Origin of the sequence: Pseudomonas sp. SCB32, assembly GCF_009189165.1 — a bacterium.
In the GTDB taxonomy this organism is placed as follows: Bacteria; Pseudomonadota; Gammaproteobacteria; order Pseudomonadales; family Pseudomonadaceae; genus Pseudomonas.
In genome coordinates, this window is the sequence record NZ_CP045118.1 from 5,040,642 (window position 1) to 5,056,185 (window position 15,544).

At 65.5% G+C, this 15,544-nt stretch carries 16 protein-coding genes; 11 read left to right on the forward strand and 5 right to left on the reverse strand.

Annotated elements, in window-relative coordinates; genetic code table 11:
- Positions 1 to 12: 12 nt before the first annotated feature.
- Positions 13 to 489 carry a WbuC family cupin fold metalloprotein gene (locus GA645_RS23005; RefSeq protein WP_152225783.1) on the reverse strand — a complete coding sequence of 159 codons (477 nt, stop codon included), beginning with the start codon at positions 487 to 489 and terminating at the stop codon, positions 13 to 15.
- Between the two features lies 1 nt (position 490).
- Complete coding sequence (locus tag GA645_RS23010) at positions 491 to 1,048, reverse strand: hypoxanthine-guanine phosphoribosyltransferase (RefSeq protein ID WP_152225785.1); 558 nt, start codon at positions 1,046 to 1,048, stop codon at positions 491 to 493.
- Positions 1,049 to 1,203: 155 nt separating this feature from the next.
- Between GA645_RS23010 and upp the strand changes: the two genes are divergently transcribed.
- The 3 genes from upp (at position 1,204) to GA645_RS23025 (ending at position 4,299) form a co-directional block, all read left to right on the forward strand.
- Positions 1,204 to 1,842 carry a uracil phosphoribosyltransferase gene (gene upp, locus GA645_RS23015; protein ID WP_152225787.1) on the forward strand — a complete coding sequence of 213 codons (639 nt, stop codon included), beginning with the start codon at positions 1,204 to 1,206 and terminating at the stop codon, positions 1,840 to 1,842.
- Between the two features lie 3 nt (positions 1,843 to 1,845).
- Positions 1,846 to 3,141, forward strand: a complete 1,296-nt coding sequence (locus GA645_RS23020) for a uracil-xanthine permease family protein (RefSeq protein ID WP_152225789.1) — start codon at positions 1,846 to 1,848, stop codon at positions 3,139 to 3,141.
- A gap of 159 nt (positions 3,142 to 3,300) precedes the next feature.
- Entirely contained in the window at positions 3,301 to 4,299 is a 999-nt protein-coding gene (locus GA645_RS23025; RefSeq protein WP_152225791.1) for a lysylphosphatidylglycerol synthase transmembrane domain-containing protein, read from the forward strand.
- A gap of 3 nt (positions 4,300 to 4,302) precedes the next feature.
- Here the strand turns inward: GA645_RS23025 and GA645_RS23030 are convergent, their stop codons facing one another.
- Entirely contained in the window at positions 4,303 to 4,488 is a 186-nt protein-coding gene (locus tag GA645_RS23030; protein WP_152225793.1) for a hypothetical protein, read from the reverse strand.
- A gap of 90 nt (positions 4,489 to 4,578) precedes the next feature.
- Positions 4,579 to 5,430, reverse strand: a complete 852-nt coding sequence (gene purU / locus GA645_RS23035) for a formyltetrahydrofolate deformylase (RefSeq protein ID WP_152225795.1) — start codon at positions 5,428 to 5,430, stop codon at positions 4,579 to 4,581.
- A gap of 259 nt (positions 5,431 to 5,689) precedes the next feature.
- Here purU and mvaT point away from each other — a divergent pair, with 259 nt between their 5' ends.
- Positions 5,690 to 6,064, forward strand: a complete 375-nt coding sequence (mvaT, locus tag GA645_RS23040) for a histone-like nucleoid-structuring protein MvaT (protein WP_152225797.1) — start codon at positions 5,690 to 5,692, stop codon at positions 6,062 to 6,064.
- A gap of 60 nt (positions 6,065 to 6,124) precedes the next feature.
- On the opposite strand, the gene sbcB is transcribed toward mvaT, so the two are convergent.
- Complete coding sequence (sbcB, locus tag GA645_RS23045; protein WP_152225799.1) at positions 6,125 to 7,555, reverse strand: exodeoxyribonuclease I; 1,431 nt, start codon at positions 7,553 to 7,555, stop codon at positions 6,125 to 6,127.
- 142 nt (positions 7,556 to 7,697) lie between these two features.
- On the opposite strand from sbcB, the gene GA645_RS23050 reads away from it, so the two are divergent.
- From GA645_RS23050 to GA645_RS23080, 7 genes are all read left to right on the forward strand, one after another.
- The gene (locus GA645_RS23050; protein ID WP_152225801.1) at positions 7,698 to 8,462 is read left to right on the forward strand and encodes a hypothetical protein; all 765 of its coding nucleotides are present in this window, start codon (positions 7,698 to 7,700) and stop codon (positions 8,460 to 8,462) included.
- Positions 8,463 to 8,619: 157 nt separating this feature from the next.
- Positions 8,620 to 9,291: an RDD family protein gene (locus GA645_RS23055; protein ID WP_152228270.1), complete on the forward strand. Its 672-nt coding sequence runs from the start codon at positions 8,620 to 8,622 to the stop codon at positions 9,289 to 9,291.
- Positions 9,288 to 10,274 (forward strand): stage II sporulation protein M, encoded by a 987-nt coding sequence (locus tag GA645_RS23060; protein WP_152225804.1) that lies wholly within the window; start codon positions 9,288 to 9,290, stop codon positions 10,272 to 10,274. The genes GA645_RS23055 and GA645_RS23060 overlap by 4 nt, the downstream gene beginning before the upstream one ends.
- Complete coding sequence (locus GA645_RS23065; protein ID WP_152225806.1) at positions 10,261 to 11,841, forward strand: DUF4129 domain-containing protein; 1,581 nt, start codon at positions 10,261 to 10,263, stop codon at positions 11,839 to 11,841. The genes GA645_RS23060 and GA645_RS23065 overlap by 14 nt, the downstream gene beginning before the upstream one ends.
- The gene (locus GA645_RS23070) at positions 11,838 to 13,106 is read left to right on the forward strand and encodes a DUF4350 domain-containing protein (RefSeq protein WP_152225808.1); all 1,269 of its coding nucleotides are present in this window, start codon (positions 11,838 to 11,840) and stop codon (positions 13,104 to 13,106) included. Before GA645_RS23065 ends, GA645_RS23070 begins: the two co-directional genes overlap by 4 nt.
- Positions 13,103 to 14,110: a MoxR family ATPase gene (locus GA645_RS23075; protein ID WP_152225810.1), complete on the forward strand. Its 1,008-nt coding sequence runs from the start codon at positions 13,103 to 13,105 to the stop codon at positions 14,108 to 14,110. The genes GA645_RS23070 and GA645_RS23075 overlap by 4 nt, the downstream gene beginning before the upstream one ends.
- Complete coding sequence (locus GA645_RS23080; RefSeq protein WP_152225812.1) at positions 14,107 to 15,438, forward strand: DUF58 domain-containing protein; 1,332 nt, start codon at positions 14,107 to 14,109, stop codon at positions 15,436 to 15,438. Before GA645_RS23075 ends, GA645_RS23080 begins: the two co-directional genes overlap by 4 nt.
- Positions 15,439 to 15,544 lie beyond the last annotated feature (106 nt).

The following is a 15,544-nucleotide window of genomic DNA, read 5'->3' on the forward strand; positions in this document are numbered from 1 at the left end:
GCGCGTGCAGAATCAGGCAGGAAAGTGCGAGCGCATCCAGGCCAGGTACTCGGCAGCACCCGCCTCACCCTCGCGCGGCGCCCACTGCCCGCGCTCGTCCTCGCCCAGCGGCACGAAGGGGCCGGCCTTGGCTTCGAACATCACGCTGTCGGGCTCCAGTGCGACGATGGCATGGAAGGTGCCCGGCGGCAGGTCGGCACCGACGCACTCGCCACCGGCGCGCAGCTCGCGGGTAGTGAGCAGTTCACCGGAGTCGGAGAAGATCAGCAGGCCCAGCGCACCCTTCACCACCAGCAGGCTCTCGGCCTTGTCCGGGTGGCGATGGCAATGCGGCGGGATATAGCTGTCCGGCTGCAGCGCATTGAGCAGCCGATGGCAGGGTTCGGTCTGCTCATGGAAGTTGTGGTTCTGCCGACGCCGAGGGCTGACAGCGGCCTTGCCCGCGACCTCGTCGAACAACGCGCTGTCGAGAAAACGCGGTCCAGTCATCTCAGAGCCCCTTGACCGCGAAGATGCCGGCGGCGTTGCGCCAGTAACCCTTGTAGTCCATGCCGTAGCCGAAGATGTAGCGGTCGACGCAGGACAGGCCCACGTAGTCGGCCTTCAGGTCCGGACGGGCCTTGCGGTCGTGGTCCTTGTCGATCAGCACGGCGGTGTGCACGCGCTTGGCGCCAGCGTGCTTGCAGAAGTCCATGATCGCCGTGAGGGTGTGCCCCTCGTCGAGGATGTCATCGACGATCAGTACTTCACGATCGATGAAGGAGATTTCCGGCTTGGCCTTCCAGAACAGCTCGCCACCGGTGGTTTCATTGCGGTAACGGGTCGCATGCAGGTAGGAGGCTTCGAGTGGGAAGTTCAGCAGCGGGAGCAGCTTGCCGGAGAAGATCAGGCCACCGTTCATCACGCAGAACACCACCGGGTTGGTCTCGGCGAGAGAACCATTGATGGCCTCGGCCACGCGGGCGATGGCAGCCTCGACCTCGGCGTTGGTGTACAGGCAGTCGGCTTCGGCCATGACTTGGCGGATGTGCGCGAGATCGACGGACATGGGGGGTCTCCGGTGAAAAAGTGCGCAAAGGTACCTATCAGCGTGCCATGGAGCAAGGGTCAGCGGACGAAAGTCCCCGACAATCGTGGCCCAAGATAGCTAGGATGCATTACGCTACCGCAATTTTTTTGCCAGCCCGCCCGGAGACCCCGTCCATGCCCGTCCTCGAGATTCGTCATCCCCTGATCCGCCACAAGATCGGACTGATGCGCCGTCACGATATCAGTACCAAGAACTTCCGCGAGCTGGCCCAGGAAGTGGGCGCCCTGCTGACCTACGAGGCGACCAAGGACCTGCCGCTGGAGAACTACGAGATCGAAGGCTGGGCCGGCCCGGTTCAGGTCGAAAAGATCGCCGGCAAGAAGATCACCGTGGTGCCGATCCTGCGCGCCGGCATCGGCATGCTGGACGGCGTGCTCAGCCTGATCCCCGGCGCCAAGGTCAGCGCCGTGGGCGTTGCGCGCAACGAGGAAACCCTCGAGGCGCACACCTACCTGGAAAAGCTGGCGCCGGACATCGCCGAGCGCCGCTCGCTGATCATCGACCCGATGCTGGCTACCGGTGGCTCCATGGTCGCCACCATCAACCTGCTGAAGAAGGCCGGCAGCAAGGACATCCGTGCCATGGTGCTGGTGGCGGCACCGGAAGGGATCAAGGCGGTCAACGATGCGCATCCGGACGTGCTCATCTATACCGCCTCGATCGACCAGTGCCTGAACGAGCACGGTTACATCATGCCGGGCCTGGGCGACGCCGGTGACAAGATCTTCGGCACCAAGCAGAAGGAAACCTGATTCATGGCCGATGAATACAACGACCCGCTGTGGCGCCAGGTCATCTCGGGCGCGCAGATGCTCTTCGTGGCCTTCGGCGCACTGGTGCTGATGCCGCTGATCACCGGCCTGGACCCGAACGTCGCACTGTTCACCGCCGGCTTCGGCACCCTGATGTTCCAGATCGTCACTGGCCGCCAGGTGCCGGTGTTCCTGGCGTCGAGCTTCGCCTTCATCACCCCGATCATCCTCGCCAAGGGCCAGTTCGGCCTGGCCGCGACCATGGGCGGCGTGGTGGCGGCGGGCTTCGTCTACACCTTCCTGGGCCTGGCGGTGAAGATCAAGGGCACCGGCTTCATCGACCGCCTGCTGCCACCGGTGGTGATAGGCCCGGTGATCATCTCCATCGGCCTGGCCATGGCGCCGATCGCCGCCAACATGGCGATGGGCAAGGCCGGTGACGGCAGCGAGCTGATCCCCTACAAGACCGCCATGTTTATCTCCATGCCGGCGCTGGTCACCACCCTGATCGTCGCGGTGTTCGGCAAGGGCATGCTGCGCCTGGTGCCGATCATCTCCGGCGTGCTGGTGGGCTACGGCCTGTCCTTCGCGTTCGGCGTAGTCGATGTGGCCAAGATCGTCGCCGCGCCCTGGCTGGAACTGCCGAAGTTCACCGCCCCGGAATTCAACTGGCAGGCCATCCTGTTCATTGTGCCGGTGGCACTGGCCCCGGCCATCGAGCACATCGGCGGGGTCATCGCCGTAGGTGGCGTGACCGGCAAGAACTACCTGAAGACTCCGGGCCTGCACCGCACCCTGCTGGGCGACGGTATCGCCACCTCCGCTGCCGGCCTGTTCGGCGGTCCGCCGAACACTACCTATGCGGAAGTAACCGGCGCGGTGATGCTGACCAAGAACTACAACCCGAAGATCATGACCTGGGCGGCGGTATTCGCCATCAGCCTGGCCTTCGTCGGCAAGTTCGGCGCCATCCTGCAGAGCATCCCGGTACCGGTCATGGGCGGCATTCTCTGCCTGCTGTTCGGCACCATCGCCTCGGTGGGCATGAACACCCTGATCCGTCACAAGGTCGACCTGTCCCAGGCGCGTAACCTGTGCATCGTCTCGGTGACCCTGGTATTCGGCATCGGCGGTGTGCTGATCGGCACCGGCACCGGCCCGGACGACTTCGGCCTGAAGGGCATCGCCCTGTGCGCCATCGTCGCCATTCTCCTCAACCTGATCCTCCCGGGCGAGGACGGCTGGGAGAACAAGGCGCTGGAAGAAGGCGCCTCTTCAGCCGAGAAATCCGCCGAGTGAGGCAAGGCGCCGCCATTGGCGGCGCCTTTTCCCGCGCACAGCTCAGCGAATGCAGCATGCCGAAGGCAGTCCACTGCGCATGAATGCCCGCCCCCGACTGGAGACCCGTCTCATCCACCTCGCCTCACCCACCCCGTCGTCATCGCCGCAGGTGCGCCCATGAGCCGCGCCTGGTGGTTGCTGCTGGGCCTGATCGGCGCCTCGCTGATCCCCCTGGCCCTGGGCGGCCGGGAAATGCTCACCCAGGTCCTCGCCTTCCCCCTCGACAGCCTGCTGATCATGTTCGGCATGATCCTGCTGTGCTGGCTGATCAACGCCCAGAAACTACGGGTGCTGCTCAATGGCCGCGCCGGCGATATCGGCCAGGTCCAGTCGGTGGGCATCATCATGGCCTCGGAGTTCGCCTTCTACGCCACTCCGGGTGGCACCGGCGCGCCGCTGACGCTGATGGCCCTGCTGTCACGCCACGGCATGCGCCCGGCGCACAGCAGCGCGATCTTCGCCGTGGACCAGCTGAGCGACCTGATGTTCTTCATCTGCGCCCTGGCGGCGGTGCTGGTCTGGGCCCTGTCCCATAGCGTCAGCCCGAACCTGGAGACGTCGCTGATCACCAGCGGCGTGCTGCTGGGCGGCATATTCTTCGGTGTCGTGCTGCTGGCACGCTTCCAGCGCCGGGTGATCAAGGCCAACGGGCGCCTGCTCACACGTCTGGGCATGAAGCCACTCAAGCGTCTGCACTGGGCACGCAAGTGCCTGCACTTCCGCGACACCCTGGTCAGCAGCCTGCGCCAGCCGAAACGGCGCCTTGCACTGATCTTTTTCCTCACCTGCTGCCACTGGACCCTGCGCTTCTCGGTGCTCTACCTCATCCTGCGCGCAATGGGCGTGGAGCTGCACTGGGCCTGGACCTTCCTGATCCAGTTGCTGTCACTGGCGGCAGGCCTCGCCACGCTGCTTCCGGGTGGCGCCGGAGGCACCGAGCTGACCTCCGCGGCGCTGCTCGCCCCGCTGGTGGGCAAATCCACGGCAGCCGCGGCCATCCTGATCTGGCGCGTGGTGACCTACTACTTCTACCTGGTGATGGGCGCACCGGTATTCGCCCTGATGGCGGGGCGACCGTTGCTGCGCAAATTGATCGGGCTGCGGGAAAAAGCCTGAGACTCAGGCTTCGGAAGGCTTCTCGCCTTCGGAGGGAGTTTTCGGCTTGAGCGAATCCCAGAGTTCAGCGGCGCCGGGAAACTCGGTGCCATCTTCTTCGCTCAGGGCTTCGGGGTCGTAGCGGCGGACACAGCCTTCGCCCAGGGTAGGCGGCGGAGTGGCGGTGCCGGGGTTCTTCGGGTCGCTCATGGTGGCACTCTCCGGTTGGGCGCAGCGCCCGCCGTCAGAAGATGGCAGGCGCATGCGGAGTACCCAGTGTAGCGAACGACCGACTGCGGATCAGTCGAACACCACGGTCTTGTTGTCGTGCACCAACACGCGGTCTTCCAGGTGGGAGCGCAGGCCGCGCGACAGCACCATCTTCTCCACGTCCTTGCCCAGGCGCACCAGGTCCTCGACGCTGTCGCGGTGGCTGATGCGCACCACGTCCTGCTCGATGATCGGGCCGGCGTCCAGTTCCTCGGTCACGTAGTGGCAGGTCGCGCCGATCAGCTTCACACCGCGCAGCGAGGCCTGGTGGTATGGCTTGGCGCCGACGAAGGACGGCAGGAAGCTGTGATGGATGTTGATCACCTGGTGGCGGTACTTCTGGCACAGGTCCGGCGGCAGGATCTGCATGTAGCGCGCCAGCACCACGTTGTCGGCCTGGTGCTCGTCGATCAGGCGCGACACTTCCTCGAAGGCCGGCTGCTTGTTCTTCGGGTCAACCGGTACGTGGAAGTACGGAATGCCGTGCCACTCCACCATGCTGCGCAGGTCGTCGTGGTTGGCGATCACGCAGGGAATCTCGCAGTCCAGCTCGCCGCTGTGCCAGCGGTGCAGCAGGTCGGCCAGGCAGTGCGATTCGCGACTGGCCATCAGCACCACGCGCTTCTTCACCGAAGAGTCGGTGATACGCCATTCCATGGAGAACTCGCGCGCGATGGGCGCGAAGGCCTGGCGGAAGCCGTCGAGGTCGAACGGCAGGGAGTCGGCACGGATTTCATGCCGCATGAAGAACCAGCCGTTGTCATTATCGGAATGGTGACTGGCCTCGGTGATCCAGCCGTTGTAAGTGGCCAGGAAATTACTCACCTTGGCGACGATGCCGACCCCGTCGGGGCAGGCGATCACCAGTCGAAAAGTGCGCATGGGTGTACTCCAGATACATCGCGAAGGCCGCCATTCTAGCGGCTGGAGGGGAAAAGTTCAGCACTGGGCGGGAGTGGCCGACGAGAGCCAATTAGGGCCTGCGCGAATGCTTCGATTAAATCCGCTGGGCTAATAACTTAAATACTTGACTAGTTACCCACGAAAGTTTTCTCCGGAGTTTACTTGAGCAACTCGGCTGACTATTATGTGTGCTACAAACTATCCGCCACCGCTGGACCTCAAGAATAAGGTACCCAACATGTCGCTGATCAACGAGTACCGCGCCACCGAAGAAGCCATCAAGGAACTTCAAGAGCGCCTGAAATCCCTCGAGCAGGACGACAAGCTGAAAAAAGAGCTTGAGTTCGAAGAGAAACTCCGCGCACTGATGGGCAGCTATGGCAAATCCCTGCGCGATATCATCGCCCTGCTCGATCCGGACGCGAAGCTGAGCAAATCGCCGCGTGCCGCGAAGAGCACCGTGAGCAAGCGCGCTCGCAAGGTCAAGCAATACAAGAACCCGCACACTGGTGAAGTCATCGAGACCAAGGGCGGCAACCACAAGACCCTCAAGGAATGGAAGGCCAAGTGGGGCGCCGAGGCCGTCGAGGGCTGGGCTACCCTGCTGGGCTAAGCGCTACGGGCAATAAAGAACGCCAGCCTTGCGCTGGCGTTTTTTATTACCTGTCGAACGCTAGAGGCCATAGCGCTCGCGCAATGCGCGCGCATATTTCGCCCAGGCCTCAAGCACTGCGCGGTTTGCCGCACCGGCATTACTCATCTGTTCGGCCATTGCGCTATCGAAGTTCTCCAGAGTATTCGGCGCCCCCCACTCCGCCGCACTCAGGCGCAGGCGGCAGAAGTCCTGCCATTGTTGCTGTTCGCTGGCCGACAAAGTTTCCGGGAAATTACGTGCCCGGTATCGGAACAAAAGTTCTGGAAGTCGCGGATCATCGAACGGCCATTGCTCATTGGCCAATCGGGCAGGATCTGCCTGACGCACCTGCTCGCACAATCGGCGGTCCCGGTCACCGATAAATCCGTCATACAACTGCTGCTCCGGATCTTCGGTTGCCGTGAAACTTTCCTCGGCATAGATCGGCGCCAGTTTTTCCTGCCAGAGAGCCTTGGCCTGTACCAGTGTCTGCGCGGCCTCCAGGCATCCGTCCAGATCCAGACCGATGCGTTCGCGATCCTGCGGGCGGAGCACGCTCAAGGGCGCCACCACCGGGCAACGGTTGATGTGCAGAAGCTTCAGCGGCACCGGCAGTTCGCCTTCGGCGAGCGCGTCCCGGCGCGTATACAGACGCTGGCGCAGGGTCTCGGCATCCAGCTCCAGCAGCGGCGACGGATCGGCGGCCAGGTCGCAGACGATCAGGGCATTGCGATTGCGCGGGTGCCAGCCCAGCGGCAACACCACCGACAGATAGTGGCGCGCCCCGGAGAAGCGCCCGGACACGTGCACCAACGGCTCGTGCAGGCGGATCTGGTCCAGTACGCCCTGCTTGCTGCGCAGGCGGTAGAGGTAATCGTAGAGCTTGGGCTGACGATTTCGGATCAGCCGTGCCAGGGCGATGGTCGCCCGCACGTCCGACAACGCGTCGTGAGCCTGGCCGTGGTCGATGCCGTTGGCGGCGGTGAGGCGTTCCAGCTTCAGGCTGACTACGCCGTCCTGCTCCGGCCAGACGATACCTTCCGGGCGCAGTGCGTAGCAGGTGCGCACCATGTCGATCAGGTCCCAGCGGCTGTTGCCGCCCTGCCACTCACGGGCATAGGGATCGAAGAAGTTCCGATAGAGGCTGTAGCGCGTCACTTCATCGTCGAAGCGCAGGGTGTTGTAGCCGGCGACGCAAGTGCCCGGCTGCGCCAGCTCGGCATGCAGGCGGGTCATGAACTCGGCCTCGCCAAGACCCTGGGCCTCCAGTCGTTCCGGGATGATCCCGGTGACCAGGCAGGCAGCCGGATGGGGGAGGATGTCGTCACTGGGACGGCAATAGAGATTCAGCGACGGTCCGATCTCATTGAGCGCTTCGTCCGTGCGGATGCCGGCGACCTGCAGAGGCCGGTCGCGGCGCGGGTCGATGCCGGTGGTTTCGTAGTCGTACCAGAAGATGCTGGCGGTCATGGCGCGTTTCCTTGCCTGCGTGCGATTGCGCCGCAGTCTAACAGTGCACCCTGCCGCACTTCCAAGCCGCGGTATTGGCTCGTGGCCAGCTGCCATCCTATGCTTCACCCCGAACGGACTCGTCTGAAGGAAAGGAACTTCCATGCAAGAGATATCCGCGCAGAATCCCTACAGCCCTCCGCAAAGCAACCTGCAACCCAGCTCGTCCGCACTGGCCGTCCCTTCCGTGGAGGAAGCCCTCGCCCGTGGCTATGACTTCTCAATTGGCGAAGTGATCAGCGAGGCCTGGAAGCGGGTCAAGGGCATGAAAGGCCTGATGATCGCAGCCACACTGGTCTACATCGTGGCAATCCAGGCGATCAGCTTCGCCTTCGGCCTCGCACTGGGGCTCGGATTCGGCGTGACGGAATCCCAAACGCCAATGGGACAAGTCGCACAGATAATCGCGAGCATTCTCGCTGGAGCCGTCTGCTATCCCCTGGCCGCTGGCGTCGCCATGCTCGGCATCCGCCGCGCCGCCGACCAGAAGGTCTCCTTCGACGAGATGTTCAGCCACTTCGGACTGTTCGTCCCGCTGCTCGTCACCGGCCTGCTGATGACCCTGCTGATGTACATCGGGCTGTTGCTGCTGATCATTCCCGGCATCTACCTGAGCCTTGCCTATCAGTTGGCGATCCCGCTGGCGGTCGAGCGCAAGCTCAGCCCCTGGCAGGCGCTGGAAGCCTCGCGCAAGGCGATCACCCGGCACTGGTTCAAGATTCTCGGCCTGTACCTGGCGCTGGGCCTGATCACGTTCCTCAGCATGCTGCCGCTGGGCATCGGCCTGGTCTGGACGGTGCCGCTGCTGATCATTTCCGGGGGCGTGCTGTACCGAAGGATCTTCGGCGTACTGCCACCCGCCCAGTGATACCCATTCACCAATTGCCGCCAGCGCGGTTGCCTCGCCGCAGCGCGCTGGCTAGCATCTGCCTTTCAGCCATCGATAGCGACTCCCCTTGACCGCAGCCGCCGTTCCACGCCTGGACGCACGTCCACTCAGCCCCGCGCTGGATACCCGCTACCACGTGGAGACGCCGGAAGGGATCGACCTGCTGCTGCGTCCCGCTGGCGTGATTCCACGGGCGATCGCCTACCTGGTCGACCTGGGCATCCGCGCCCTGCTGATGTTCGCCCTGTTCATGGCGCTGGCCTTCCTCGGCCAACTCGGCACCGGCCTGGGCCTGTTGCTCACCTTCGTCATGACCTGGTGGTACATGGTGCTCTTCGAAGTACTCAACCAGGGCCGCTCGCCGGGCAAGCAGATGATGGGGCTGCGCGTGGTCCACGATGACGGCACGCCGATCGGCTGGTCCGCCTCGCTGCTGCGCAACCTGCTGCGCTTCGCCGACATCCTGCCCTTCGGCTACACCCTGGGCCTGCTCAGCTGCCTGTCCAATCCGGCATTCAAACGCCTGGGCGACCTGGCTGCCGGCACCCTGGTGATCTACCGCGACCCGCTACCGGGCCGCCCGCAACCGCCGCAGGTTGCGCCAGAGCTGGCACCCTGGCCGCTGAACCTGGAGGAGCAGCGCGCGATGATGGGCTTTGCCGAGCGCGCCGGGCAGCTGTCCGCGGCGCGCCGTGAAGAGCTGGCCAGTATCCTCGCCGAACCGCTGGGCGTAACGCCCGAACACGCGGAGGCTCGCCTCAACGCCATCGCCAGCGGCCTGCTTGGCAGCGGTAGGGAGCCCCAATGAAGCAGGCACTCTTCGAGCAACGCCACCAGGGGGCGTGGAAGCGCTTCGGCAAGCGTCTGGAGCAACTGGAGAACGGCAAGCGCAAGGAAGGCTCCGAGCGCCCCGACGAATTCGCCGCGGACTACCGGCGCATCTGCCAGCAACTGGCGCTGGCGCAGGAACGCGGTTACAGCAGCCACCTGATCGATCATCTGCAGCAGCTGGCGATGCGCGGGCACCAGCAGTTCTACCGGCACCGCAGCCACCTCGGCGCGCGCATCCTCGGCTTCGTCACCGCCGGTTTCCCGCGTCTGGTACGCGAGGAGTGGCGCTTCATCCTGGTCGCCAGCCTGCTGCTCTATGGCAGCGTGCTGCTCATGGGGCTGCTGACCTATCACTTCCCCGACCTCACCTACAGCGTGATGGCGCCCGACCGTGTCGCGGAGATGGAGACCATGTACTCGCCCGAGGCACGGCGCCTCGGCCCGATGAGCACACGGGACACCGGCGACGACTGGAAGATGTTCGCCTTCTACATCATGAACAACATCGGCATCGCCTTTCAGACCTTCGCCAGCGGCCTGCTGTTCTGCCTGGGCAGCCTGTTCTTCCTGCTGTTCAACGGCCTGATGATCGGCGCGGCCGCCGGGCATCTGACCCAGATCGGCTACATCGAGACCTTCTGGTCCTTCGTCATCGGCCACGGCGCCTTCGAGCTGACCGCCATCACCTTCGCCGGCGCCGCCGGCCTGAAGCTCGGCTGGGCTCTGCTGGCGCCTGGACGCCTGAGCCGTCTCGATGCGCTGCGCCAGGCCGCCGCCCGGGCCGTGCAATTGGTGGGCGGGGTGATCCTGTTGCTGCTGATCGCGGCCTTCATCGAAGGCTACTGGTCCTCGATCACCCAGTTCCCGGCGACCGTGAAGTACATCGTCGGCGCCTGCCTCTGGCTGTTGGTGGGCGGTTATTTCGTGTTTGCCGGACGGAGCCGTCATGCGCCTGACTGACGCCAGCGTCGCCATCCGCCCGCGCAGCCCGTGGGAAGCCCTGGACCTGGGAATACTCCTGGCGCGCCGCCATGCCGGCCTGCTGATGGCCAGTTGGGCGCTGGTAACCCTGCCGGTGTTCGCCCTGCTCAGCGTACTGCTGTGGAATCACTCGGGCTGGGCGGTCCTGCTGTTCTGGTGGCTCAAGCCAGCCTTTGAACGCCTGCCGCTGTACATCCTGTCGCGCGCCCTGTTCGACGATACTCCCAGCCTCAAGCAGGCCCTGCGGGCCTTCCCAGGCCTGCTCAGGAACCAGTTGCTACCCAGTCTGCTGTGGCGCCGCTTCAGCCCGACGCGCAGTTTCGACCTGCCGGTACTGCAACTGGAAGGGCTCAAAGGCCAGGCACGCAGCCAGCGCCTGGTGGTCCTGGGCCAGCGCAATGCCGGTGGCGCCACCTGGCTGACCATGATCGGCATGCACTTCGAACTGGCCCTCTGGCTCGGGCTTTCCGTGCTGCTCTACCTGCTGCTGCCGCAGCAGTGGGTCACGGACTGGAAATGGCAATCGCTGCTCAGCCTCGCCAACGGCGAATGGGCCTGGATGGAGCACCTGAGCAACCTGATCTACGCACTGCTGCTGATAGTCTGGGAGCCGGTCTATGTGGCCTGCGGCTTCACCCTCTACCTGAACCGTCGTACCGAGCTGGAAGCCTGGGACATCGAGCTGGTGCTGCGCCGCCTGCGCCAGCGCCTGATCGGCAGTGCCTACGCCCTGCTGCTGGTGGCGGCCGCCTGCCTGGCGCCGCTGCCCGGTTCCAGCACCTGGGCGGCGGAACAACCGGGCAACAGCTGCCCACTGCCCGACCAGAACCCCAACGGCCCCCAGGCGTCGCGGCTGCAGAATCAGCGGCTGAACAGCGACCAGTCGCGACATGCCGCCGAGGCCATCCTGGCGGCGCCGCCATTCCGTAACAGCGAGACAGTGACCCGCTGGCGGCTGGGCGATCCTGCCAAGGACAAGACCAAGTCGAGCAAGGACGACGAACAAAGCCTGAAGCGCTTCTTCGAAGCCCTGGAACACTGGCAGGCATTCAAGTACGTCGCACAGATCATCGAAGTGCTGCTGTGGGGTGCGCTGCTCAGCGTTGTCGCCCTGCTGATCTGGCGCTATCGCGAGTGGCTGCGGCTGTTCGCCGGGCGCATCGGCCTGCCGCAGCGCCCGCGCCGGGAAGTGCCGAGCGTCCTGTTCGGCCTGGAGCTGGCTCCGGAAACCCTGCCCGACGATGTCGCCAGCGAGGCCGAGCGCCTGTGGGACGAGCAACCCCGCGCCGCGCTGGGTCTGCTCTACCGCGCCCTGCTCAGCCGCCTGCTGCATGACTTCCGCGTACCGTTGCGCGACTCCACCACCGAAGGCGAGGTAATGGCGCGCGTCGAAACCCTCGACAATCCGCCGCTGGACAGCTTCACCCGCACCCTGACCCTGCACTGGCAGGCGCTTGCCTATGGCCATCGCACGCCCCAGGACGACCTCAAGCAGCAGCTGTGCGAGCAATGGCGCAGCCTGTTCGGCAACGAGGTGCGCGCATGAAACGGCCCGTCGCCCTGCTGGTCACCCTGGCCGTCCTGCTGGTGCTGGCGGCCGTCGGGTACTACCTCTACACCCACCTCACCCCCTATTCCGAGACCATCGAGCATGGCCCCGCGCCGGAAGTCCGCGCCAATCCCTACCTGGCCGCCGAAACCTACCTGCGCGGGCGTGGCTTGAAGGTCAGCGCCGCCAGGGGGCTGGAAGTGCTCGACCAGTTGCCGAGCAAGGGCAACACGCTGATCCTGCTCGGCAGTCGCGAGAACCTCACGCCGAAGCAGACCACCCGCCTGCTCGACTGGACCTCGCGCGGCGGCCATCTGGTGGTCACTGCCGAACGCCTGTGGGACGAAGAGGAAGGCAAGAGCGGCGACCTGCTGCTCGATCGCCTGGGCGTCCAGCAGTTCCTCACCGAGGACCTCGACAAGGACAAAGGCACCGCCAAGCCGGAAGACAAATCCAGCGCGGAACCCTCCACGCAGGAAGAAGCGGCCGAACAACCGACCACGCCCGCCGCCGAAAACGCCGAAACCACTGAATCGGCCGAAGAAGAAGACCCGTACCCGAAGCTGACCAAGCTCTACCTGGAAAACGAGAAGGCGCCGGCCTACATCGACTTCGATACCGAATACCACCTGTTCGACTCGAAGAACCTCGCCTACGCCTGGGCCAACAGCTCGAACGCCACCCACCTGCTGCAACTGCAACAGGGCCAAGGCCTGGTCACCGTACTGACCGATAACTGGATCTGGCAGAACAACCAGCTGAGCGACTACGACAACGCCTGGCTGCTCTGGTACCTGACCCAGGACAACAGCGTGACCCTGGTCTACCGCGCCGACGGCGAAAGCCTCTTCACCCTGCTGGCGCGCTACTTCCCGCAAGCCCTGGTCGCCTGTGCCCTGCTGCTGGCGCTCGCGCTGTGGCGCCAGGGCCTGCGCCAGGGCCCGCTGCAACCCAGCCCGGCACGCGGACGCCGGCAACTGGAAGAGCACCTGCGCGCCGGTGCCGACTTCGTCCTCCGCCAACGTGGCCAGATCGCCCTGCTGCAGGGGCTGCAACGCGACATCCTGCGCCGCGCGCGGCAGCGCCAGCCGGGCTTCGAGCGCCTGCCCGTCGCCGAACAATGGCAAACCCTGGGCCGCATGACGCGGCAGCCGATCAGCGCCATCAGCCAGGCCATGCGCCCCTATCCACAGCAACGCATGACCATCGCCGAATTCACCCGTCAGGTCGCCCACCTGCAAAGCCTCAGGAATTCCCTATGAGCGAACAGATACCTGAACAAGCCAGCCCCTCCTCCAATCCGGTCGCCCAGCGTCAGCGCGCCAGCCAGTTGGCCCAGGCGCTGCGCCATGAGCTGCAGAAGGCGCTGATCGGCCAGCAGGGCGTGATCGACGATGTGCTGACCGCGCTGCTCGCTGGCGGCCACGTGCTCATCGAGGGCGTCCCCGGCCTGGGCAAGACCCTGCTGGTGCGCGCCCTCGCCCGCTGCTTCGACGGCGGCTTCGCGCGCATCCAGTTCACCCCCGACCTGATGCCCAGCGACGTCACCGGCCATGCGGTCTACGACCTCGCCACCGAGCAGTTCAAGCTGCGCAAGGGGCCGGTGTTCACCCACCTGCTGCTGGCCGACGAGATCAACCGCGCGCCGGCCAAGACCCAGGCGGCGCTGCTGGAAGTCATGCAGGAACGCCAGGTCACCCTTGAAGGCCGCGCCCTGCCGGTGCCGCAACCCTTCATGGTGCTGGCCACCCAGAACCCCATCGAGCAGGAAGGCACCTACCCGCTGCCCGAGGCGGAGCTGGACCGCTTCATGCTCAAGCTGCGCATCGACTACCCGCAGGAAGCCGAGGAGCAGAACCTGGTGCGCCAGGTGACCCGCTCGGCGCGCAGCGACATGCTCGACGTCGCGCCGATCCGTCCCCTGCTCAAGGAAAAGGACGTCATGGCGCTGCAGAAGATCGCGTCCGACCTGCCGATCGACGACCAGGTGCTGGACTACGCCGTGCGCATCGCCCGTACCACCCGCAACTGGCCGGGCCTGGCGCTGGGCGCCGGCCCGCGTGCGTCCATCGCCCTGGTCCGCTGCGCACGGGCGCGGGCGCTGCTGCGCGGCGGCGACTTCGTGCTGCCGGACGACGTCAAGGGCAGCGCCCTGGCGGTCCTGCGCCACCGCGTGCGCCTGTCGCCGGAACTGGACATCGAGGGACTGTCGGTGGACCAGGTACTGCAACAGCTGCTCGACCAGGTACCGGCGCCGCGCCTATGAAGCCATCGCGCGCCCTTCTCGCGCTGCTCGGCGTGTTGCTGGCCGCGGCCATTGCCCTCGGCTCGGCGACGGCCCTGGACACGCCGCCGCCGGCATGGCTCGGTCGCCTCTGGTGGGGTGCGCTGTGCGCCCTGACGCTGCTGGCGCTGGTCGATGCCCTGTGGCTGCGCCGCCTGCCCTCGCCGCGCCTGGAAAGGCAGCTGAGCGGCAACCTGCCACTGGGCCGCTGGAGCGAGGTGCGCCTGCACCTGCACCATCGCTACGGGCAGGTGCAGCGCGTGACCCTGTTCGACCACCTGCCCGGCGCCATGGAGGTCGAGCATCTGCCGCAAGTCGTCGAACTGCGTCCGGGCGAGCAGACCGAGCTGGGCTACCGCGTGCGTCCGCTGTCGCGCGGGCATTTCGTCTTCCCACGCTGCGAGATTGAACTATCCAGCCCGCTGCGCCTGTGGAGGGGCCGGCGCTACCTGGAAGAACGCAGCGAAGCCCGCGTCTACCCCGACTTCGCGCGCATGTACGGCGCCGAACTGATGGCGGTCGACCACTGGCTGAACCGCATCGGTGTACGCGCCGGACAGCGCCGTGGCCTGGGCCTGGAATTCCATCAGCTGCGCGAGTTCCGCGACGGCGACACCCTGCGGCAGATCGACTGGAAAGCCACCGCGCGCAAGCGCACGCCGATTGCCCGCGAATACCAGGACGAGCGCGACCAGCAGATTCTCTTCCTGCTCGATTGCGGCCGACGCATGCGCAGCCACGATGGCGACCTCTCGCATTTCGACCACGCGCTCAACTCCAGCCTGCTGCTGGCCTATGTCGCACTGCGCCAGGGAGATGCCGTGGGCCTGATGACCTTCGCCGGGGAGCAGACACGGCACCTGCCGCCGGGCAAGGGCAGCGCGCAGTTAAGCGTGCTGCTCAATGGCGTCTACGACCTCGCCAGCAGCCAGCGCGCGGCGGACTACACGGCAGCGGTGCAGGCCGTGCTCACCCGCCAGCGGCGGCGGGCCCTGGTGGTGATCATCACCAACCTGCGCGATGAGGACGACGAAGACCTGGTGGCCGCGGTGAAGCGCCTGGGACGGCAGCACAGGGTACTGGTGGCCAGCCTGCGCGAGGAAGTGCTCGATCGCCTGCGACAAGCCCCGGTGGAGGGCTATGAAGAAGCGCTGGCCTACTGCGGCACCGTGGAATACCTGAACGCCCGTGCCGGGCTGCACGAGAAGCTGATCGCCCATGGCGTGCCGGTGCTGGACACGCGGCCCAGCCAGCTCGGCCCGGAACTGGTCAGCCGCTATCTGGGCTGGAAGAAGGCAGGTGCGCTGTAGGGCGTATGACGCTGTGCGTCATACGCCGATTGGCCGGGATTTCAGGGCCCATCGAGTTCAGCGACGAGCTCGCCAACACGTGAGGAGTAATGGCGTACAAGTCCGA

Excerpts from the sequence above, each read along its gene's own strand:
- GA645_RS23080 (WP_152225812.1), top strand. The coding sequence starts at position 14,107 with ATGAAGCCATCGCGCGCCCTTCTCGCGCTGCTCGGCGTGTTGCTGGCC.
- upp (WP_152225787.1), top strand. The coding sequence starts at position 1,204 with ATGCCCGTCCTCGAGATTCGTCATCCCCTGATCCGCCACAAGATCGGA.
- mvaT (WP_152225797.1), top strand. The coding sequence starts at position 5,690 with ATGTCGCTGATCAACGAGTACCGCGCCACCGAAGAAGCCATCAAGGAA.
- purU (WP_152225795.1), bottom strand. The coding sequence starts at position 5,430 with ATGCGCACTTTTCGACTGGTGATCGCCTGCCCCGACGGGGTCGGCATC.
- GA645_RS23030 (WP_152225793.1), bottom strand. The coding sequence starts at position 4,488 with ATGAGCGACCCGAAGAACCCCGGCACCGCCACTCCGCCGCCTACCCTG.
- GA645_RS23020 (WP_152225789.1), top strand. The coding sequence starts at position 1,846 with ATGGCCGATGAATACAACGACCCGCTGTGGCGCCAGGTCATCTCGGGC.
- GA645_RS23065 (WP_152225806.1), top strand. The coding sequence starts at position 10,261 with ATGCGCCTGACTGACGCCAGCGTCGCCATCCGCCCGCGCAGCCCGTGG.
- GA645_RS23050 (WP_152225801.1), top strand. The coding sequence starts at position 7,698 with ATGCAAGAGATATCCGCGCAGAATCCCTACAGCCCTCCGCAAAGCAAC.
- GA645_RS23005 (WP_152225783.1), bottom strand. The coding sequence starts at position 489 with ATGACTGGACCGCGTTTTCTCGACAGCGCGTTGTTCGACGAGGTCGCG.
- GA645_RS23010 (WP_152225785.1), bottom strand. The coding sequence starts at position 1,048 with ATGTCCGTCGATCTCGCGCACATCCGCCAAGTCATGGCCGAAGCCGAC.
- GA645_RS23070 (WP_152225808.1), top strand. The coding sequence starts at position 11,838 with ATGAAACGGCCCGTCGCCCTGCTGGTCACCCTGGCCGTCCTGCTGGTG.
- sbcB (WP_152225799.1), bottom strand. The coding sequence starts at position 7,555 with ATGACCGCCAGCATCTTCTGGTACGACTACGAAACCACCGGCATCGAC.
- GA645_RS23075 (WP_152225810.1), top strand. The coding sequence starts at position 13,103 with ATGAGCGAACAGATACCTGAACAAGCCAGCCCCTCCTCCAATCCGGTC.
- GA645_RS23025 (WP_152225791.1), top strand. The coding sequence starts at position 3,301 with ATGAGCCGCGCCTGGTGGTTGCTGCTGGGCCTGATCGGCGCCTCGCTG.
- GA645_RS23060 (WP_152225804.1), top strand. The coding sequence starts at position 9,288 with ATGAAGCAGGCACTCTTCGAGCAACGCCACCAGGGGGCGTGGAAGCGC.